The sequence below is a fragment of the Pigmentiphaga sp. H8 genome (assembly GCF_003854895.1).
Classification (GTDB): domain Bacteria; phylum Pseudomonadota; class Gammaproteobacteria; order Burkholderiales; family Burkholderiaceae_B; genus Pigmentiphaga.
On record NZ_CP033966.1, the window covers coordinates 1,086,905 to 1,107,250 of the forward strand.

The following is a 20,346-nucleotide window of genomic DNA, read 5'->3' on the forward strand; positions in this document are numbered from 1 at the left end:
GGGCAGCGGCGCGGTCTTACGACTGAATCAGCCCCGTCGTCGGCGAACTGGGCGATCCGCTGTACAGTTTCTTGGGCATGCGGCCCGCCAGGAAGGCCTCGCGCCCGGCTTCCACGCCTTTCTTCATCGCGCTGGCCATCAGGATGGGATCCTTGGCCGCGGCGATGGCGGTGTTCATCAGCACGCCGTCGCAGCCCAGCTCCATGGCGATCGCCGCATCTGAGGCCGTGCCCACGCCCGCGTCCACGATGATGGGCACGTTGGCCTGGTCGATGATCAGCCGCAGGTTCCACGGATTCAGGATGCCCATGCCCGAGCCGATCAGCGAGGCCAGCGGCATGACCGCGATGCAGCCGATCTCTTCCAGCATGCGCGCCTGGATGGGATCGTCGGTGCAATACACCATCACCTTGAAACCGTCCTTGACCAGCGTTTCCGCGGCCTTCAGGGTTTCAGGCATGTTCGGGAACAGCGTGTGCGAATCGCCCAGCACTTCCAGCTTGACCAGGTCATGCCCATCCAGCAGTTCGCGCGCCAGCCGCAGCGTGCGCACGGCGTCATCGGCGGTGTAGCAGCCGGCGGTATTGGGCAGGATGGTGTATTCGCTGGGCGGCAGGTAATCCAGCAGGCTGGGCTCGCCCGCGTTCTGGCCGATGTTGGTGCGGCGGATGGCCACGGTGACGATATTGGCGCCGCTGGCGTCGATGGCCGCCTTGGTCTCGTCGAAATCCTTGTACTTGCCGGTGCCCACCAACAGGCGGGAGGAGTAGGTCTTGCCGGCAAGAGTGAATGTGTCTGTCATGGTTGGATCCTGAAATCTCTATCGATCATGCCCCGGCCACAGCCGTGGCATTACGTTGCTTCAACCGGCTTGGCCCGGCAGGCGGCGCAGCGGCATTGGGCCGGCCGCGATTCGGGCGGGATTCGGGGAAGCAAGGGCGAAACTGTTTGAGCGCGGCAGTAGGGACAGTCCGGGGGACTGTCCCCGCGCGAGTTTTTCGCCCGCCCCGAATCCCGCCCGAATCGCGGGAAGTCCCGGCGTAGCCGGGACCCGGACCTCTGCCGCTGCGCCGCCTGCCGGGCCAAGCCGGTTGCGTCAGCAAGAAACGCTCTCAATGCAGTGTACCCAAGGCGGTCTACGACCTGTGATAGATCTCTGCCCCCTTCTTTACGAACTCCACCGCCTTCTCCTGCATCCCTTTGTCCAACGCCTCGACCTCGCTCACGCCCTGCTGCTCGGCGTACTCGCGCACGTCCTGCGTGATCTTCATGCTGCAGAAGTGCGGTCCGCACATCGAGCAGAAGTGGGCGACCTTCATCGAGTCCTTGGGCAGGGTCTCGTCGTGGAATTCCTTGGCGGTGTCCGGGTCCAGGCCGAGGTTGAACTGGTCGTCCCAGCGGAACTCGAAGCGCGCCTTGGACAGCGCGTTGTCGCGGATCTGCGCGCCGGGGTGGCCCTTGGCAAGGTCGGCGGCGTGGGCGGCGATCTTGTAGGTGATGATGCCGTCCTTGACGTCCTTCTTGTTGGGCAGGCCCAGGTGTTCCTTGGGCGTGACGTAACAGAGCATGGCCGTGCCGTACCAGCCGATCTGCGCCGCGCCTATGCCCGAGGTGATGTGGTCGTAGCCGGGGGCGATGTCGGTGGTCAGGGGGCCGAGCGTGTAGAAGGGCGCTTCATGGCAGTGCTCGAGCTGCAGGTCCATGTTTTCCTTGATCATGTGCATGGGCACGTGGCCGGGGCCTTCGATCATGACCTGCACGTCGTGCTTCCAGGCGACCTGGGTCAGTTCGCCCAGGGTACGCAGCTCGGACAACTGCGCCTCGTCGTTGGCGTCGTAGATCGAGCCGGGACGCAGGCCGTCACCCAGCGAGAAGCTGACGTCGTAGGCCTTCATGATTTCGCAGATTTCCTCGAAGCGCTCGTACAGGAAACTGTCCTTGTGGTGGGCCAGGCACCACTTGGCCATGATGGAGCCGCCGCGCGAGACGATGCCCGTCATGCGCTTGGCGGTCATGGGCACGAAGGGCAGGCGCACGCCGGCGTGGATGGTGAAGTAGTCCACGCCTTGTTCGGCCTGTTCGATCAGCGTGTCGCGGAAGATTTCCCAGGTCAGTTCCTCGGCCTTGCCGTCGACTTTTTCCAGCGCCTGGTAGATGGGTACGGTGCCGATGGGCACGGGCGAGTTGCGGATGATCCACTCGCGCGTTTCGTGGATGTGCTTGCCGGTGGACAGGTCCATGACCGTGTCGCCGCCCCAGCGGATGGACCAGGTCATTTTTTCCACTTCCTCGGCGATGGAGGAAGAGACGGCCGAGTTGCCGATGTTGGCGTTGATCTTGACCAGGAAATTGCGGCCGATGGCCATCGGTTCGATTTCCGGGTGGTTGATGTTGGCCGGGATGATGGCGCGGCCGCGGGCGATTTCGTCGCGCACGAACTCGGGCGTGATACGGGCCGGAATGGACGCGCCGAAGGATTGCCCCGGGTGCTGGCGGCCCAGCAGTTCGGCCAGGCGCTGGCCCTGCGGGCCGCTGGTGCGCAGCGATTCGATGTACTGCTCGCGGCGCAGGTTCTCGCGGATGGCCACGTATTCCATCTCGGGCGTGACGATGCCACGGCGCGCGTAGTGCATCTGCGTCACGTTGGCGCCGGCCCTGGCGCGGCGCGGGGCGCGGTGCAGGTTGAAGCGCAGCTCGGCCAGCTTGGCGTCGGCCAGGCGTTCGCGGCCGTAGGCGCTGCTGGGGCCGTCGAGCTGTTCCGTGTCGCCGCGTTCGGCGATCCAGTTCTCGCGCAGCGGTGCCAGGCCCGAGCGGATGTCGATCTGGACGTCCGGATCGGTGTAGGGGCCACTGGTGTCGTAGACGGTGATGGGCGGGTTCTGTTCGCCGCCGAACATGGTGGGCGTGTCGGCCTGTTCGATCTGGCGGAAGGGCACGCGGATGTCGGGGCGCGAGCCTTGCTCGTAGATCTTGCGCGACCGGGGCAGCGGCTGGATGGCGGCCTGGTCGACCTGGGCCGTGGCGGCGATGAACTTGGGATTGGCGTTCATGGGAGCTCCAAGAAAAGGTTTCCGGAGCCGAACGAAGGAAGGAATTTTCCGGGTGACCCCCGGTGATGTCCGTGAGCGGACAGGGGGAACGGCTGTGGGGCCGCATGCCGGGAACGCGAGGTTCCGCCGGAAAACGCTCCCTGCATCGGCATTATCCGTACAGGTGCTGAGGGTGTCATCTCAACCCACGCCGAACCGGCGATGAGTACCCCTGCGTCACGGGCGTAAGTATAGGCTGGCGGCGGCCAATGTCCAACGCGCATCGCTTGCGCGTTGCAGCATGAGGCGCGTCAGGATCGCAGGCCCGGCCTGGCCGATTCGGCCAGCAAGCGTTCCTGCACGCGCTGGGCGGTTTCCATGACGTGCTTGCGCATGAGGCGCGCGGCTTCGTCGGCTTGCAGGGACACCGCCGCCTGGAACAGTTTTTCGTGTTCGTTCTCGCGGCCCTTGCGGTACTCGGCTGTGATGCGGGAGTAGCGGCGGTAGTAGGTGGAGGCCTCGAACATCTGGTTGCAGTAGTCGATCATCCAGCGCGACCGGCAGCCGGCGATGAGCGCGGTGTGGAAATCCCGATGCGCGGCTTCCCATTCGGGATTCTCGCGGGGGCCGGCCGCGCCTTCCAGGTAGCGGTCCAGCCGCGTCAGGCGGTGATACGCCTGGACCAGTCCCTGCACCCAGGTCTGGTCCGCGTAGTCGATGGAGGCCCGCAGCGCGATGTCGTTGAGCCAGGCCCGGGTGCGCGAGAGCTCTTCCAGATGCGCGCCGCCGAAGTTGGGTACCGCGAAGCCGCGCCGGTCGTGCTGGACCACCAGGCCTTCGCGTGACAGGCGCGTCAGCGCTTCCCGCAGCGGAGCGAGGCCGACCTCGTAGCGCTGGCTCAACTGGCGGGTGCCCAGCTTCTGGCCGGGAGCGTAGTGGGCATCGACGATGTCGCGCCGCAGACGCTCGTAGGTCTGGGAGGCCAGGGTGGCGGGCACGGCGCGGCCGGCGGGAAGGGAGTCGTTGGATTCCAGCATGATGGTCGGATTTTATCGATAAATCATACACAGGCCGGGACGCGTGCTGGGGCGAAGCATGTACGGGTTTCTCCGTGGTTTTGCTTTTCTTCGGTGATCGATAAAAATAAAAAAGAAATATTTTTTATCGATAAAAAGGAGAGGCTATGAAAACGATCCGATGGTGGGGGCTGGCGGTGATGGTGGCGCTGGGCCCGCTCGCGCACGGGCAGGCGCCCTATCCGTCGCATCCGATCCGGCTGGTCGTCCCGTTCGGGGCGGGCGGGACGCCCGACACCGTGGCCCGCCAACTGGCCGCCGAGATGGACAGGCGGCTGAAGACCCGCGTGGTGGTGGACAACAAGCCCGGCGCCAACGGCGTCATCGGGGCGGCCGACGTGGCCAAGGCCGCGCCCGACGGCTATACCCTGCTGCACGTGACGACCTCGTTCGTCATCAATCCCCATGTCTACAAGAAGCTGCCCTACGACATCGGCAAGGATTTCGTGCCGGTGGCGAACGTGGCGACGGGCACGGGCTACCTGCTGATGGTCAATCCCGCGCTGCCGGTGCGCACGGTGGCGGAGCTGGTGGCCTATGGCCGCAAGGCCGCCAAGCCGATCACGTATTCGTCGCCGGGCATAGGGAACACCCTGCACCTGGCGGGCGAGCTGTTCGCCGCGCGGGCCGGCATGAGCATGCTGCACGTGCCGTACAAGAGCGCATCGCAGGCGCTGAACGCGGTGGCCGCGGGCGACGTGGACCTCATGTTCATTCCGCCGACGATCGCGCTGCCCTATGTCCAGTCGGGCAAGGTGCGCCCGCTGGGCTTCACCGGCGAGCGGCGCACGCCCGAGTATCCGGATGCACCGACCATGGCGCAGGCGGGCATCGCAGACTTCGTGCTGCCGGCTTCCTGGCAGGGCCTGTTCGCGCCGGCCGGCACGCCGCAGGCGGCGATCGACACGATAGCCGCCACGGTACGCGACATCGTCGCCCAGCCGGCGTTTGCCAAGATGCTGCGGGACGGCGGCTATGAACCCGACCCGCGCACCGGCCAGGCATTCGCCGAACTGGTGCGCGCCGATTCCGTCCGCTATGCGGAAGCCGTCAAGCGCGCCGGCATCGAAGCCCAATGATCCGATGACCATGACCGAACGAGGAGCCAACATGGATGTATTGAACCTGCACGCCGGCGCGACCGAGATCCACCCGCCCGCCGGCTTCCTGCTGCCCGGCGGCAAGCGCATCGGCGTGGTGTTCCGCATGGCCTACGAGTGGTGGTCGGACGGGGCGTGGCCCGGCATCGGTCCCATGGGCAATCCGCTCAAGGGCGGCATTCCCGACCTGAACGCGGTCGGCTGGGCCGAGTACGGCCATCGGCGCGGCGTGCACCGCGTGCTCGAGGCGCTGGCCCGCAACGGCGTCAGCGCCTCGATCCTGGTGAGCGGCATCATGGCCGAACGCTATCCGGAAGAGGTCAAGGGCATCGCCCAGGCCGGCCACGACATCGTCGCGCATTCGTACGCGATGGACGTGATCCCCGCTTATCTGGACGAGGCGCAGGAGCGCGACAACATCCGCCGCACGACCGATCTGATCGCGGCGGCGACGGGCCGGATGCCGCCGGGATGGATCAGCCCGCGCGGCACGCCCAGCCATCGCACGGCGCGCCTGTTGGCCCAGGCCGGCTATCTCTGGCATGGCGACACGCTGAACGACGACATGCCCTATCTGGTCGACTTCGGCGACCACGCGATCGTGGCCGTGCCCGGCACCATGGAGGTGAACGACCTGCCGCTGGTGATGCGTCACGGCCAGCCGCCCAGCGCCATGGTGGACATCTTCGAGGACTGGCTCGACTACGTTCGCAAGTGGGAGCGCACCCCGCAGAAGATCGATCCCACGGTGCATGCCCACGTATGCGGACGCCCGGCGGGAATGGCGGCGTTTCAGCGGCTGCTGGAGATCGCCACGGCGGCGGACGACGTCTGGATAGGCACGCGCGCCGAGCTTGCGCGGCATCTGATGCAGTCCATCGGCCGGCCGGTGCCGGCCCATCAACAGGCCTAGGCGGGGAGACTCATGGATCTGCAGATTCGCGGCCGCAAGGCCATCGTGTGCGCGTCCACCCGCGGGCTGGGACGGGCCTGCGCCACCTCGCTGGCACGCGAGGGCGTGCATGTCGTGATCAACGGGCGCTCGCCGGACACGGCCGCCGCGGCCGCCCGGGAACTGGCCGCCGAGACCGGCGGCGTCGTGCGCGCGGTCGCGGCGGACATCAATACCGACGCGGGCCGCGCGGCGCTGGTGTCGGCGTGCCCGGACGCCGACATCCTGGTGACGAACAACGAGGGGCCGGCGCCCGGGCGCTTCGTCGATTGGGAACGCGAAGACTACCTGCGGGCGATCGAGGCCAACATGCTGGCGCCCGCCCTGTTGATACGGGCGGTGTTGCCCGGCATGCGGGCCAGGGGGTTCGGCCGCATCGTCAACATCACCTCCGCCATGGTGAAGTCGCCCAGCCCGGCCATGGGCTTGTCGACGTCCGCGCGCACCGGCCTGACGGCGCTGTGCAAGGCCATCTCGCGCGAAGTGGTCGCCGACAACGTCACCATCAACAACCTGCTGCCCGAGCGCTTCGACACCGACCGCCAGCGCTTCATGGCCGAGCGCATGGTGCGCGAGCAAGGCCTGAGCTATGAGGACGCGAGGCAGCGCATCGTCGATACCATCGCGGCCGGCAGGTTGGGGCAGCCGCGGGAGTTCGGCGATGCCTGCGCCTTCCTGTGCAGCGCGCAGGCGGGCTATCTGTCGGGGCAGAACCTGCAACTGGATGGAGGATCGTATCGCGGCGTGTTCTGACCAGGGCCGCCAGCAGGGGCCGCCCGGTTTTCTTCACTGGATCCTGTGATGCGCCGGGCGCTGCGATTTTCGAGAATGCCGACATTGCCTATTCATTCAGTAAGGAGTCGAGCATGTCGAAATCGTTGACCGCACTTTGCGCCGCCTTGATGGCGGCATCGCTGGCCGCCTGCGGGGGAGGCGGCGGCGACGATTCGGGTGGTGGCGGCGGAGGTGGAGGCGGCGGGGGCGGCGGCGATGGCAAGACGCTTAGCGAGAAGCAGATCTGGTACGGCCACGAGACGGCGTTCTCGGCCGTGTCCCTGCACCAGGCGTTCGAGCCCATGCTCGAGAACGGGATCGTCATCGGCCGGGACGGCACGCCCGAGTGCCTGGACGGCGGGACGGTCTCGGGCGTCTGGACCGATGCGGACGACAGCGGCACCCTGTCGGCCGGGGACTCGGTGGCGTTGACCATGAACGACTGTCGCGTGTCCGACAACGGCATTCCGTTCACGGGCAAGGCGACGGTCGATTTCGACGAGGTGGAGGGCGACCTGCTGGAAGAGGAGTCGGACTGGACGCTGGGCGCCAGGGTCACGCTGGGTGAGGGCGCATCCTTCGACGGGACGTCCGCGGCGGGAACGGCATCGGTGAAGGCGTCCAACGACGTGAGTTCGGCCGAACCCAAGGGGCAGCGCGCCGAGTTCGATATTCCCGCAATCGTCCTGACCGAGGATGGCGGTGCCGTGACGATGAATTTCAAGGACTACGCCGTGGCCGTGGCCTACGATCCCACGACGGATGCCGATACCTATTCGCGCATCTCGTTCTCGGTCAGCGGCTCGGATCCGGTGCTCGGCCCTGACTATGCCTACGACGCGAGCATGACCGAGACGGTTCTCTTCTCGCATGAGGCGGGCGGTTTCCTGGAGGGTGCGTTCGCCACGAAGACCGCGGCCGAAACGATCACCACCCGCTTCCAGGCGAATGGCAACGCGCCGGGCACGGTCACCTTCTCGTCCAGCCTGGGCGGCAGCAAGACGATGACCTACGGGGAATTCGACGACCTGTAATCGCGATCAGTCCCCCGGCGTCAGCAGGCCCAGGTGTCCCATCAGCCGCACCAGGTCTGCCTGCCGCCGGGTCTGGGTCTTGTCGAAGATCGATCGCAGCTGCGTACGCAGTGTGTTGAGCGAAACGTTCAGGGTTTCGGCAACGGTGGGCAGCGGATCGTCGTGCCGGGCCAGGTGATGGGCCAGGCGGATTTCCGCCGGCGTCAGCCGGAACAGGGTACGCAGCAGCGTGCCCCTCGGGGTGGGACGCCATTGCGGCCCCTGCGCGGCAAGCAGCGCCAGGGCGTCGCCGCCGCGCAGGTCCTGGGTGAGCGGACATGGCAGGACGATGAGCCGGCCGCCGTCCGGTAGCGCGAGCGAGCCGGCCGAGGGGGCCTCGGCGCCGTGGCCGCAGGCCCTGTCCAGCAGCCGGCGGATGGGCTGGGGCAGGCTGGAGGCGCGGGCGCCCAGGGGGCAGTCGGGCTGTTGCCGCCAGATGTCGCCCAGGTGGTTGGACTGCACGATGCGGCCGCGCGCGGAACAGACCAGCAGCGGGAAGCCGAGCCGGTCCAGCATGTGCCGCAGAAGCAGCGATTCGGCTTGTTGCTGGCGGAATCGAAGTTGCAGGTGCAAGGCGGTGCGCAGATGGGGCAACACGGCATGCATCAGCCGGGTCTCATCGTCGTCCAGCGGCGGACGGCCGTTTTCCCTTTGCACGGAAAAGGTGTACATGCGCTCTTCGTCCTGTCCCAGCGGGAGCAGGGCATAGGTGCCCAGGCCGTTCGGTTTCAGGAATTCCTGGTAGAAGGGTTCGCGCTGCAGGCGCGCCTGGCCATGGAATTCATAGTCCACGTAGATGCGGCCCGCGGCAAGCAGCGGCGATGCCGCGCGGCCCGGGTCCAAGTCCTGCATCTCGTCGAAATGCGCGACCATCTTGGGCGGCATGCCGATGAGTTCATCGAGTTCCAGCGAGTCGGTGGGCGTATGGAGGGCCACCTGACCGGCGCTGGCCGCGCCGAGCGACAGGCTGATGTCCCGCAGCGACTGCCGCCATTGGTCCTCCGAAAGGACGCCGTCATAGAGCCGCTCCAGCAAGTGGAGTGCAGTCCCTTTCGTATCCATCGGTATATCTATTCTGTGTCCGGGGCGGACCGCCGCGGCCGCAGATGCCTGGCGGAATTCCCGGGATGTGTCGAAGGGTAACAGTCACCATAGCCGCAAACGAGAGGCAAGCGCAACTCGTGCGGTTCTACACCGGGCTGCCCAGTTCCCCCAGCCGCCCCGCGATCATGTCCACGCAGGCCCGGACGATGGGATCGGTCTGGTCGACATATTGGAGGCTGGCCTCGTCCGGCGCCTGCCGGCGAACGATGAACAGCGTGATGTGCATGCCCGGATCGGTGATGGGGCGCGCGACGACCTCGCCCCGTTCCAGTTCGCGGACGATGGCGCCCAGGGGCATGACGGCCGCCGCGGCGCCGCGTAGCACCAGGTCGCGCTGGCTGGTGATGGAATGCGTCTCGCACTGGATGCGGGGCTGCGCGCCTTTCTCGAAGGCGCTGGCCTCGACCAGCCGGCGCGCGACGTCGCGTTCGTTGCCCAGTACCAGCTCGTGCGCCAATACTTCGTCCATGGTGACGGGGCCGCAGGAAGGCGCCAGGTCGGCCCGGACCGTCAGCAGCAGTTGTTCCTTCAGCACCGGAGTGATCGACAGGCCGGGGCGGGACGCCACGGAATAGGCCAGCGCGGCATCGATGTCCTTGCGCTCGAGCGCGTCCACCAGCAGGAAGCTCGGGTTCTCGTACAGCTGCAGGTCGATGTGGGGGTACCGCCGCTTCAGGGTCAGCAGCAGGTCCGAGCCGATCAGCAGCATGATGCTGGAGGTCAGCCCCAGGTTGAAGCGGACCGGCGCGGACTGGTCGGCGCGCCGCACGTCATCCTGGGTCCGCGCGACCAGCTCGAAGATCTGGCGCGACCGTTCCAGCAGCAGGCTGCCGGCCGGCGTCGGGTCCACGCCGCGCGAATGCCGCGACAGCAGGGGCACGCCCAGGGCCGCTTCGAGTTCGCGCATGTGCGTGCCCAGGGCCGGCTGGGCGATGTGGAGCTGTTCGGCGGCGCGGGTGATGTTTCTCGTCTCCACGACCTTGGCGAAGTACTCGAGTCGCTTCAGCGTGATCATAGGCGGCAGGCATGGGAGAGGCTCCGCCCTATAGTAGGACGATTCCGCCGTGGCCGGCACCACGGCGGAGGGCGTCCGGCCGGAAACTACTGGGTCCCGGCCAGGCCCGCGCGCTCGACCATGCCGCTGAATCGGTCGATCTCGCGCCGCATGTAGTCTCCGTACTCGGCCAGGACGCGGCCGTCGGGGACGATGCCCAGGTCGGCCAGCTTGCGCCGCACGTCGGGCTGGGCCACGGCGTGGCGGGCGGCATCGGCCAGCTTGCGCAGGTGCCCGGGCGGCGTCCCGCGGGGCGCGAGCAGGCCGATGTCGGCGGTGAAGACATAGCCGGGCAGGCCGCTTTCCTCCAGCGTCGGCACGTCGGGCAACTGCGCGACGCGCGCCTTGCTGGTCACGCCCAGCAGACGCAGCCGGCCCGCGCGCACCAGGCCTTCTATCGAAGGCAGGCCGGCCAGCAGCATGTCGGCCGTTCCCGCCGCGACGGGGGCGGAAGGTTGTTCGCGGAACGGCACGTGCATGATGTCGATGCCGGCCGAGCGCCGGATTTCCTCGAACATGACGTGGTGCAGCGAACCTATGCCTATGGTGCCGTAGGTGAGCTTGCCCGGAGCGGCCTTGGCCTGCGCCACCATCTCCTGGAACGAGTTGGCCTTCAGCGAGGGGCCGGCCGTCAGGAACAGCTGGGCGGCGCCCAGGAAGGCGATGGGCTCGAAACTGTCCATGCCCTGGTAGGGCAGCTTCTTGTACAGGGTGGGATTGATGGTGAGCGGGCTGGAGTCGGCCACCAGCAGGGTGTAGCCGTCGGGATTGGCCTTGGCCACCGATTCCAGCGCGATGATGCTGCCCGCGCCGGTCTTGTTCTCGACGGCGATGGGCTGCCCCAGCGAAGCCGACATGTGCTGGCCCACCAGGCGCGCGATGACGTCGGGCACGCCGCCGGTGGGCGCGGCCACCACCATCTTGATCGGACGGCTGGGAAACCCGGCGTCGGTATGGCCCGTGGCGGGGGACAACGCCAGCAGCACGGCGGCGAAAAGGGCTGGCTTTTTCATGTCAGGCCTCCACCGGCTGGGTGGCGCGGGAAAGATGGGCGAGGACTTCTTCCAGCGGGACGACGTCGCCGTACTTCGCATCCATGTCGAGCAGGCTCTGGCGATGGGCCGCGCCGGACCGGTCGCCCACGGCCTCGGGCGCGACGATGGGCCGGAAGCCGCTCTGCACCGCGTCCACCACCGTCGCCCGGACGCAGCCGCTGGTGGTGCAGCCGGTCACGATCACGGTGTCCACGCCTTGCGAGACCAGGCGCGCGGCCAGGTCCGTGCCGGCGAAGCAGCTCGCGTATTTCTTGGACATGATCGAGTCGCCGTCCACCGTATCCAGGCGCGGATCGAGCCGGACGTTGTCGCTGCCTTCCATCAGGCTGGCCATGCCGCCCATCTTGCGCTGCCAGACGCCGGCGTCCGACAGGTCGGCCCGGTAGCCTACCGTGAAGAAATGGATGGGCGCGCCGATCCGGCGGCACGCGGCGACGAGACGGTTGGTGGCGAGCACCGCCTGCCCCAGGTCGGCGCCCAGGGGCTGCGCCGGGTCCGTGAAGCCGCGGATCATGTCGACGACGATCAGCGCGCAGTGGCGCCCGAAACCGATGCGGCGACCGAAGCCCTTTTCCTTGAACAAGGGGTCGTCGATCTGCAAGTCCTGGTCCATTTCTCCTCCGTGGAATGTGAACGGCCACTCGGTGGCTCTGGAGGAGAATTGGACCGCGCCGGAGGCGGCCCTGTCCAAGACGGGTTTCGGCTGGAAGCCATACGCCAAGGGTATGGCTGGCGCCGGCGGGCTAGAACTTGTAGGTGGCGCTGGCGATGATGCTGCGGCGCGCGCCGTACCAGCAGTCCCCGCGCGACAGGCACGTCGCGACGTAGGTCTTGTCGGTCAGGTTGTTCAGGTTGAGCGCGTAGCGCCAGTGGTCGGTCTCGTACGAGACCATGGCGTCGAACAGCGTGACCGAGGGCGTGGTGGGAGCCACGCCGTCGCGGAAGGAACTCATCCAGCGTACCCCGGCGCCCAGCGCGAAGCCGTTCACGTCGCCCACGGCGAAGCGCCATTTGCCCCACGCCGCGGCCTGGTGGCGCGGCATGCCTTCGAGCGACTTGTCCAGGTCGATATAGTTGTAGTGCGCGATCAGGTCGAACGTGCGGGTAATCGCGCCGCGGTATTCGAGTTCCAGGCCCTTGGTCTTGGTCGCGCCCACCTGGACGGAATAGAGCGGATTGGTCGGGTCGCCCGCCAACTGGTTCTTTTCCTTGAGCTGGTAGACCGAAGCGGTGGCCATCCGCCGGCCGTCGGCCGACTGGTGCTTGACGCCCACTTCCCACTGTTCGCCGCGCAGGGGCTTGAAGCGCGCGCCGCCCTTGTCGGTGCCGGGCACGGGCGTGAAGGATTCGCTGTAGTTGATGTAGGGCGCCAGGCCGTTGTCGGCCACGTACATCACGCCCAGGCGCTTGGTCGTGGCGTTGTCTTTTTCGTCGGCGCTGCCGGCCAGTCCGGCGGTGGCGCGGTCGTGGCGGATGCCGGCGGCCACGATCCAGTGCTTGCCTATCTTCATCTGGTCCTGCAGGTACAGGCCTGCCTGGCGCAGCGTGTAGCGCGGCTCGTCGGTCAGCTCGGGCGGCGTGTAGTTGCCGTAGACCGGATCGTAGGCGTCGATGGTGCCGCCGTCGGCGGTGCCGCTGCGGCGGTCGCGGCGGTAGCGGGTCCAGTCGAAACCCAGCAGGACCTGGTGCTGCACGATGCCGGTCTGCAGCTTGCCGGTCAGGTGCTGGTCCAGCGTGTCGATGCGCACCTTGGTGAAGGCGTCGTCCGCATAGCGGCCGATGCGGCGCTGGTTGACCGGGTCGGCGGCCCAGCCGCCGGGCTCGGTGAACGAGTCCGCGTAATGCGTCAGGTAGTCCACCTTGTTGTTGGCATGGCGAAAGCCCTGGCTGAAGGACCACTGGTCGTTGAAGCGGTGCTCGAACAGCCAGCCGAACGAGGTGCGGCGCGAATCGTAGCGGTCGTGGCCGGGTTCGCCGATGAAGCGGCTGGTGGGTATCCTGCCGTTGGGATTGTCGGTGCGCATGCCCGACCAGGGCATGAACTGCGCGGTCGAGCCGCTTTCATCCTTCTGCCACAGGCCTTGCAGCGTGAGCGAGGTCGACGCGCTGGGGCGCCACGTCAGCGAGGGCATGACCAGGCTGCGGTTGTCCTTCACATGATCGACCTGGGTGTCGGCATCGCGCTTGAGCGCGACGAGCCGGTACAGCCACTGTCCGTCGGCCGTCAGCGGGCCGGTCAGGTCCACCTGGGCCTGCTTGCGGCCGCGGTTGCCCAGCTGTATGCCCGCTTCGCCCTGGAACTCGGCCTGCGGGCGCTTGCTGACCATGTTGATGATGCCGCCCGTGCTGCCCTGGCCGTACAGCATGGCCGCCGGTCCGCGCAGGACCTCCAGGCGCTCCAGCGTATAGGGCTCGGTGCGGGTCGTGCTGGTGTAGTAGTCGTAGTGCTGGCGCAGCCCGTCCAGGTACAGCGTGGGTTCGGTGCCGCGTATGCGGACCGAGTCGGCGCGCGAGTCGATGCCGTAGGCGTCGGACCGCACGCCGGCCGCGTAGCCGAGCGCGTCCTGCAGGTTGGTGGCCCCCTGGTCCGTCAACTGGTCGCGCGTGACCACGGTGACCGACTGCGGCGTTTCGTGCAATGGCGTGTCCGTCTTGGTGGCGGTGGCCGAGCGCTTGGCGGCGTAGCCGTAGACGGGACCGGTGGCGGTCTCGCGCTCGGGGGTGGCTTGGACGCGGATTTCCTGCAGGGTGGCCGGTTCGGTGGTCTGCGCGGGCAGGGCGGCGGGAAGCGCGCCCAGCGCGGCGGCCAGGCCCGCGCGGCACAGCGGAGTGGAGAAGGGTGGCATGGGAACGATGTCCGACGTGGGTGGGAAATAAATCTTTTAATGATAATTATTATCAATTCTATTTCAACAATGAAGTTGTAAGAGTCGGATCGTTCGGGGCAGCTTGCGGAGGGCGATAAAAAGCGGCCTGGAAGGCCGCCCGGACGAGCGCTCGGCAAGGGCCCGGCGCGAGGCCGGGCCGGCCGTCACGGCTTGGCGTTGGGGAAGAACAGCTGCTGGCCGTCGATCTTGTAGCTGGCGATGGTCTGCTGGCCGGCCGGCGAAATGACCCAGTCCACGAACTTCTGGGCGGCCGCGACCTTGACGTGCGGATGCTTGGCCGGATTGACCACCATCACCCCATACTGGTTGAACAGGCGCTCGTCCCCTTCCACGAGCACGGTCAGCTTGCCCCGGTTCTTGAAGCTGAGCCAGGTGCCGCGGTCCGACAGCACGTAGGCGCCGGTGGACGACGCCATGTTCAGCGCGGGTCCCATGCCGCAGCCGCAGGCCTTATAGCCGTTGCCCTTCTTGTCGTCCAGGCCGGCTGCCTTCCAGTAGCGAAGCTCGGCCGAATGCGTGCCGCTCTTGTCGCCGCGGGAGATGAATTCGGCATTCGCCGCCGACAGTTTCTTCAGTGCCTGGACGATGTCCTTGCCCTTGACGCCGGCGGGGTCGGCGGCGGGACCGATCAGCACGAAATCGTTGTACATGACCGGATAGCGTTTCACGCCGTAGCCCTCGGCGATGAATTTCTCCTCGGCGGCCTGGTCGTGCACGAACAGCACGTCGGCATCCCCGCGCCGGCCAGTGTCCAGCGCCTGGCCCGTACCCTGCGCGACCACCTTGATGTCGATGCCGCTGGCCTTCTTGAAGGCGGGCAGCAGGTGGGCGAACAGGCCAGATTGCTCGGTGGACGTGGTCGAGGCCATGACGATGGTCTCGGCGGCGGCGGGCAGGCTGGCCAGGGCGGCGGCCGCGGGCAGCAGACAGCCCAGGACCAGGGGACGCAGGCGGTGGAAGAGCTTCATATTTTTTCTCCTTTGACGAAAAGACCGGCTTCGTCGGGCAGCGGCCCGTTGAAGAAGGCGTGGACGGGAAGGTCCGCCAGGACGCGCCCCCGCTCCAGATAGACCACGCGGCTGGCCAGGCGCTTGACCTGTCCCAGGTTGTGGCTGCTGAACACCATGGTCATCGTGCGTCCCGAGCGGGGCTGCGCGAATTCCTGCATCAAGGATTCGACCTCGCGCTTGGCGTGTGGGTCGAGATTGGCGGTGGGTTCGTCCAGCAGCAGGGCATCCGCGTCCATGGCCCAGGCCTGGGCCAGCGCCACGCGCTGCTGCTGTCCGCCGGACAGCGCCTTGGCGTTGCGGCCGGCCAGTTCGGCCATGTCGACGCGCGCCAGCGCGTCCACGGCGGACTGGCGCGCCTGGCGCCAGCCCACGCCCCGTAGCCACAGCCCCAGCGCGACATTGTTCCGTACCGAGGTACGCAGCATGTGCGGCCGCTGGAACACCAGGGCTTGCCGGTTGCGCGGCAGACAGGAGACGGTGCCCGAGGTGGGGGCGAGCAGGCCGTGCAGCACGCGCAGCAGCGTGCTCTTGCCGCTGCCGTTCGTGCCGACCAGGGCGACGCGTTCGCCCGCGTGGATGGACAGGTCGACCCCGTGCAGCGCGCGCACCTGCCCGTAGTGCAGATCGACGTCGCGCAGCGAGAACAGGGCCGGAGCAGGGGCCGGCTCCCGTACGTCCGCCATGGCCGGAAGGGCGAGAGCCGGGTCGACGTCCAGGGGCATGATCGAGGCCGCGCGCTTCATGCGGCCGGGTCCGGCATGCGCAGCCACGCGGACAGGCCCGCGTCGCGCCGTTCGCGCCAGCGGCGCACCAGCGAGATCAGCGTGTTCAGCAACAGCACCACGGCCAGCAGCACCATGCCCAGCGCCACGGCCAGGGGCAGGTCGCCCTTGCTGGTCTCGAGCGCGATGGCCGTCGTCATGACCCGCGTGTAGCCTTCGATGTTGCCGCCGACGACCATCACGGCGCCTACTTCCGAGACCGCACGGCCGAATGCCGCGATGAGGATGGTCAGCAGCGCGAAGCGTTCATCCCAGGTCAGCAGCAGTCCGCGCATGAAGGTGCCCGCGCCCAGCGAACGCAGTTGCTCGCCGTGGCTGCGGTCGGCATCCTCGACCACCTGCCGCGTCAACGCCATGACCACCGGCAGCACCAGGATGGACTGCGCCACCACCATGGCCTGGAACGAAAACATCCAGCCGAGAAAGCCCAGCGGCCCCGAACGCGACAGCAGCAGATAGACCAGCAGCCCCACCACGACGGAGGGCAGGGCGAGCATGGTATTGAGCAGCGTCAGCACGGCCCCCCGTCCCGGGAACCGAGCCACCCCCAGCCATGCTCCCAGCAGCAGCCCCGCGGCGCAGGCCAGCAGGCAGGCACAGGCGCTGACCGCCAGCGACAGCCGGACGATGTCGAGCAGGACGGGATCGAGAGAGGTGATGAGGCGCAGCGCTGTGACCGCGCTTTCCGCAAGAGTGTTCATGCCGTCTTCAAATGTGCCGCCCCAGCGTAACGGAGTGAGACAGACGAGGCGATATGAAGTAGTTTGCATAGGCGCCGGACACACCCAGGAAACCGCGGATCTGGCCTTGCCAGTCCGCCGGTTTCGCCCCCTTGAGGGGGCCCGCGCAAGCGGGTAGGGGGGGGCTATACTCCTTCCGTGCATCAAATCGAGATCTCCTACACCTTCGGCGTGCCGCGCGCCAACGCCGCCTCCATCCGCAATCCGCTGATGGACCTGCTGCACGCCATTCGCGAACAAGGGTCGATCTCGGCCGCCGCCAAGGCCCTGGACTTGTCCTACCGCCATGTCTGGGGCGAACTCAAGCGCTGGGAGAAAAACCTCGGGCACGCGCTGGTGATCTGGGACAAGGGTCAGCCGGCCCGGCTGACCGAGTTCGGCAACAAGCTGCTGTGGGCCGAGCGGCAGGCGCAGGCGCGGCTGGCGCCGCAGATCGGCGCCCTGTATGCCGACCTGGAGCGGGCCTTCGCGGTCGCCTTCGACGACGCGGCCCACGTGGTCGCCCTGCACGCCAGCCACGACGACGCGCTGGCCTCGCTGCGCGAGCACGCCGTGGCCAGCGACAAGCTGCACCTGGACATTCGCTTCACCGGTAGTGTCGACGCGATCAAGGCCTTGAACGAAGGCCGGTGCGTGATGGCGGGTTTCCACGTTCCCGCAGATTCCCCGCCGGGCTCGCTGGCCGAGCGCACGTACAAGCCGCTGCTCGAACCCGGCCAGCACAAGATCATCGGCTTCGCTCGCCGCAGCCAGGGGCTGATGGTGGCGCGGGGCAACCCGCTGGGCATTGCCTCGCTGGCCGATCTCGCGCGGCCCGACGTGCGTTTCGTGAATCGTCCGCTGGGCACGGGCACGCGCGTGCTGCTGGACGAATTGCTGGCCAGGCAGGCCTTGTCGCCGTCGGCCATCCAGGGCTACGCCCATACCGAGCCGTCGCACGCGGCGGTGGCGCACGCGGTGGCCTCGGGTGCCGCGGATGCGGGCCTGGGCATCGAGGTCGCGGCCCGGACCAGCCGGCTGGACTTCATTCCGCTGGTGTCCGAGAACTATTTCCTGGTCTGCCTGAAGTCCACGCTGGAGCTGCCGTCCACGCAAGCCTTGCTGGGTATCCTGCGCAGCGAGGCCTGGCAGCGCAAGCTGGCGGCGATGCCGGGGTACCAGCCGCAGCAAAGCGGCGAGGTGCTGTCGATGCGGCGCGTGCTGCCTTGGTGGAATTTCCGTACGCCCAAGCCCGGCAAGCGCGGCTGAGGCGGTCCGGTCAGGCGCCCTGCGGCGCGGTTCGAACGGGGCGGGGCGCCGCGGCCAGCTCGGGCTGCAAGGCCAGGCGCCAGGGCGCCGTGTAGCAGAGGAAATGCTTGTTGGTGGCGCGGCCGATCGCGCACAGGCCCAGGCGTTCCGCCAGTTCGAAGCCCATCTGCGTGATGCCGCTGCGCGAGACGACGATGGGGATGCCCATCTGCGCCGCCTTGATGATCATTTCGCTGGTAAGGCGGCCCGTGGTGTAGAACACCTTGTCGTGGCCCGCCATCCGGGCCGGGTCCTGCAGCCACATCCATCCGGCGATAGTGTCGATGGCGTTGTGGCGCCCGACGTCCTCGACGAACATCAGCATGCGCTCGCCCTGGAACAACGCGCACCCGTGCACGGAGCCGGCGGACTTGTAGGTGGTCTCCTGCAGCCGGATGGCATCGAGCAGGCCGTAGAGCTGGGCCTGGGTGAGGTGGGCGTTTTCGGGCAGGCGGATGTCGTCGATCTCGTCCATCAACCCGCCGAAGACGCTGCCCTGGCCACAGCCGGTGGTGACCACGCGCTGGGAAGTGCGAGCGTCGAGGTCCTGGATGCCATGGCGTGTCTGCACCGCCGCCGCCTGGACTTCCCAATCGACGGTGACCGCCTCGACCTCGTCGATGGAGCGCACCAGGCGCTGGTTGCGCAGATAGCCCAGCACCAGCAGTTCGGGCAAGGCGCCCAGGGTCATCAGCGTGACCAGTTCGCGCTTGTCGACGTAGACGGTCAGCGACCGCTCGGCCGGGATGGAAACCGTGTCGCTCAGGCCATGTTCGTTGACGACGGTGATCTCGCGCGTCAGTGGCGCACGGGCGTCGGTCAGGAAAGGACGGTGGCGGGGCGCTGCGGTCACTGTTTGGGCGTGGCGGCGTCGGGCGCGGCGGTGTTGTGCGGCGCCTTGGCCGTTTCCGAAGGAGAATGCGCGCCGGCCGCTTCCAGCGGCTTGGCCTCGGGCGGCGTGTAGGCGAACGGGCCCGGATCGGCGCAAGGCGGCATGGACGCGGGCTCGTGCACGGACTTGCCGGCGGCGCGCGCGCTGGCGAAGTAGACGGACGCGGTCTTGTTCTGCGCCTGGCAGAGCTTGTAGCCGTCGACCTTGGCGGTCCAGGCGGTACGGGCGGCGGCCTCGGCCGCCTTGGCCTGGGCCTCGGGGCTGGGCGGAGGTAGCTTGGCCAGGGCCGCGGTGGAGAAGACGGCCAGCAGCAGCGCGAGGGCGGTTTTCATGCGGGATCTCCTGGTCGAGGCCGGCGGGTTCAGGCGTTCGCCGGCCGGGTGTCCGGCTTCTTCTGCGCAGGCTGGGTGCGCTGGGCGGGGATCTTGCCCGCCTGGATGTCGTTGTACCAGAGTTCGTGGTGCTCGCGGGCCCAGGCCTCGTCCACGTAGCCGGTCTTCATGGCCTTGTAGGCGCCTTTCATGCCTAGGGTGCCCAGGTAGATGTGGCCCAGGAACATGCACATCATCAGGATGGTCGCCACGGCGTGGACCATGTGGGCGATCTGCATGGTGCCGCGGGTGTAGACCAGACCGGGAATGACCCGGTCCAGCACCAGCCCGGACCCGATGACGATGAAGCCCAGGAACAGCACGCCGCCCCAGAACACGAGCTTTTCCCCGGCGTTGAAGCGGCCGGTGGGAACGTGCTGGCCGTTGAACAGGCCGCCGCCCTTGCGCAGCCAGACCATGTCGTCGCGCGTGGGCAGGTTGTCGCGGATGAAGGTAAGGAAGACCACCACCAGCGAGACCGCGAACAGCGGGCCCACGAAGTTGTGGCCGGTCTTGAGCACCCAGGTCATCCAGCCGAACAGGGCGCTGCCCATGATGGGCAGCAGGAAGAACTTGCCGAAGGCCATGATCAGGCCCGAGATCGCCAGGATCACGAATGCGATGGCATTGACCCAGTGAGCCGCCCGTTCGAAATACGTGAAGCGTTCGATCTTGCGGCCGGTTTCGGCGCCGTGGACCGTAAGAGGCCCCTTGGTGAAGTAGAACAGCGCGATGGCGACCAGCACGATCAGCAGCAGCGAACCGCCATAGGGGATCAGCCAGTTGTTGCGCACCTGCCGCCAGGCTTCGCCGGCCGAGGTGTATTTCGAGCCCGGGTACTGCACGAAGCGCTGGATCAGCACGCCGGCTTCCGGGGCCTCGCTGCGCGGCAGGCTGCTATAGCCGGGCTGGCCGGAATTGACCAAGCGCCAGTTCGGCGCGTTGTTGCCCGGCTGGACCTTGGCGCGTTCGGCGTTGGTCTGGTCGGCATAGCCCGGGTCCTGGCTGGCGTCGGGCTTGACCTCGAAGATGTTGGCGCTCTGGATGGCACCCATCGAGGTGCCGGCGGGGGGCTGCGCGGCATCCGCCGCCAGGGTGGCGGGGGATGCCAGCATGGCGCCGAACAGGGCGAGCGCGGCAAGTAGCGACCGTATCATGG

19 protein-coding genes and 1 riboswitch are annotated in these 20,346 nt (G+C 67.6%); of the genes, 5 read left to right on the forward strand and 14 right to left on the reverse strand.

The window, feature by feature from the left end:
• Positions 1-16: 16 nt before the first annotated feature.
• From EGT29_RS05180 to EGT29_RS05190, 3 genes are all read right to left on the reverse strand, one after another.
• A complete protein-coding gene (locus EGT29_RS05180; RefSeq protein WP_124688012.1) occupies positions 17-802 on the reverse strand; it encodes a thiazole synthase in 786 nt (261 codons plus the stop codon).
• A gap of 334 nt (positions 803-1,136) precedes the next feature.
• Entirely contained in the window at positions 1,137-3,050 is a 1,914-nt protein-coding gene (gene thiC, locus EGT29_RS05185; protein WP_124688013.1) for a phosphomethylpyrimidine synthase ThiC, read from the reverse strand.
• Positions 3,051-3,170: 120 nt separating this feature from the next.
• Positions 3,171-3,273: riboswitch (TPP riboswitch) on the reverse strand.
• A gap of 67 nt (positions 3,274-3,340) precedes the next feature.
• Positions 3,341-4,066 (reverse strand): GntR family transcriptional regulator, encoded by a 726-nt coding sequence (locus EGT29_RS05190; RefSeq protein ID WP_124688014.1) that lies wholly within the window; start codon positions 4,064-4,066, stop codon positions 3,341-3,343.
• A gap of 146 nt (positions 4,067-4,212) precedes the next feature.
• Between EGT29_RS05190 and EGT29_RS05195 the strand changes: the two genes are divergently transcribed.
• The 4 genes from EGT29_RS05195 (at position 4,213) to EGT29_RS05210 (ending at position 7,965) form a co-directional block, all read left to right on the forward strand.
• On the forward strand, positions 4,213-5,184 hold the full coding sequence (locus tag EGT29_RS05195; protein WP_124688015.1) for a tripartite tricarboxylate transporter substrate binding protein: 972 nt from the start codon (positions 4,213-4,215) through the stop codon (positions 5,182-5,184).
• Positions 5,185-5,215: 31 nt separating this feature from the next.
• On the forward strand, positions 5,216-6,118 hold the full coding sequence (locus EGT29_RS05200; RefSeq protein WP_161567704.1) for a polysaccharide deacetylase family protein: 903 nt from the start codon (positions 5,216-5,218) through the stop codon (positions 6,116-6,118).
• Positions 6,119-6,130: 12 nt separating this feature from the next.
• Positions 6,131-6,910: an SDR family oxidoreductase gene (locus tag EGT29_RS05205; protein ID WP_124688017.1), complete on the forward strand. Its 780-nt coding sequence runs from the start codon at positions 6,131-6,133 to the stop codon at positions 6,908-6,910.
• 113 nt (positions 6,911-7,023) lie between these two features.
• Positions 7,024-7,965 carry a hypothetical protein gene (locus EGT29_RS05210; RefSeq protein ID WP_124688018.1) on the forward strand — a complete coding sequence of 314 codons (942 nt, stop codon included), beginning with the start codon at positions 7,024-7,026 and terminating at the stop codon, positions 7,963-7,965.
• Between the two features lie 6 nt (positions 7,966-7,971).
• Here the strand turns inward: EGT29_RS05210 and EGT29_RS05215 are convergent, their stop codons facing one another.
• From EGT29_RS05215 to EGT29_RS05250, 8 genes are all read right to left on the reverse strand, one after another.
• Positions 7,972-9,066, reverse strand: a complete 1,095-nt coding sequence (locus tag EGT29_RS05215; protein WP_124688019.1) for a helix-turn-helix transcriptional regulator — start codon at positions 9,064-9,066, stop codon at positions 7,972-7,974.
• Between the two features lie 127 nt (positions 9,067-9,193).
• Positions 9,194-10,123 (reverse strand): LysR family transcriptional regulator, encoded by a 930-nt coding sequence (locus EGT29_RS05220; RefSeq protein WP_124688020.1) that lies wholly within the window; start codon positions 10,121-10,123, stop codon positions 9,194-9,196.
• Between the two features lie 86 nt (positions 10,124-10,209).
• Positions 10,210-11,175 carry a tripartite tricarboxylate transporter substrate binding protein gene (locus EGT29_RS05225; protein ID WP_161567705.1) on the reverse strand — a complete coding sequence of 322 codons (966 nt, stop codon included), beginning with the start codon at positions 11,173-11,175 and terminating at the stop codon, positions 10,210-10,212.
• Position 11,176: 1 nt separating this feature from the next.
• Positions 11,177-11,830 (reverse strand): isochorismatase family protein, encoded by a 654-nt coding sequence (locus EGT29_RS05230; protein WP_124688022.1) that lies wholly within the window; start codon positions 11,828-11,830, stop codon positions 11,177-11,179.
• A gap of 130 nt (positions 11,831-11,960) precedes the next feature.
• Entirely contained in the window at positions 11,961-14,063 is a 2,103-nt protein-coding gene (locus EGT29_RS05235; protein WP_124688023.1) for a TonB-dependent siderophore receptor, read from the reverse strand.
• Between the two features lie 185 nt (positions 14,064-14,248).
• On the reverse strand, positions 14,249-15,073 hold the full coding sequence (locus EGT29_RS05240; protein ID WP_124688024.1) for an extracellular solute-binding protein: 825 nt from the start codon (positions 15,071-15,073) through the stop codon (positions 14,249-14,251).
• Positions 15,070-15,798 carry a phosphate ABC transporter ATP-binding protein gene (locus EGT29_RS05245; RefSeq protein WP_124692228.1) on the reverse strand — a complete coding sequence of 243 codons (729 nt, stop codon included), beginning with the start codon at positions 15,796-15,798 and terminating at the stop codon, positions 15,070-15,072. Before EGT29_RS05245 ends, EGT29_RS05240 begins: the two co-directional genes overlap by 4 nt.
• A gap of 56 nt (positions 15,799-15,854) precedes the next feature.
• Positions 15,855-16,598 (reverse strand): ABC transporter permease, encoded by a 744-nt coding sequence (locus EGT29_RS05250; protein WP_124688025.1) that lies wholly within the window; start codon positions 16,596-16,598, stop codon positions 15,855-15,857.
• Between the two features lie 177 nt (positions 16,599-16,775).
• Here EGT29_RS05250 and EGT29_RS05255 point away from each other — a divergent pair, with 177 nt between their 5' ends.
• Positions 16,776-17,885 carry a substrate-binding domain-containing protein gene (locus tag EGT29_RS05255; protein ID WP_124688026.1) on the forward strand — a complete coding sequence of 370 codons (1,110 nt, stop codon included), beginning with the start codon at positions 16,776-16,778 and terminating at the stop codon, positions 17,883-17,885.
• Between the two features lie 10 nt (positions 17,886-17,895).
• On the opposite strand, the gene EGT29_RS05260 is transcribed toward EGT29_RS05255, so the two are convergent.
• The 3 genes from EGT29_RS05260 to EGT29_RS05270 are packed head-to-tail and all read right to left on the reverse strand — an operon-like array spanning position 17,896 to position 20,344.
• Positions 17,896-18,777, reverse strand: a complete 882-nt coding sequence (locus EGT29_RS05260) for a formate dehydrogenase accessory sulfurtransferase FdhD (protein ID WP_124688027.1) — start codon at positions 18,775-18,777, stop codon at positions 17,896-17,898.
• Positions 18,774-19,148, reverse strand: a complete 375-nt coding sequence (locus EGT29_RS05265; RefSeq protein WP_124688028.1) for a hypothetical protein — start codon at positions 19,146-19,148, stop codon at positions 18,774-18,776. The genes EGT29_RS05260 and EGT29_RS05265 overlap by 4 nt, the downstream gene beginning before the upstream one ends.
• 29 nt (positions 19,149-19,177) lie before the next feature.
• Positions 19,178-20,344, reverse strand: coding sequence for a formate dehydrogenase subunit gamma (locus tag EGT29_RS05270; RefSeq protein WP_124688029.1), 1,167 nt, complete (start codon positions 20,342-20,344; stop codon positions 19,178-19,180).
• Positions 20,345-20,346 lie beyond the last annotated feature (2 nt).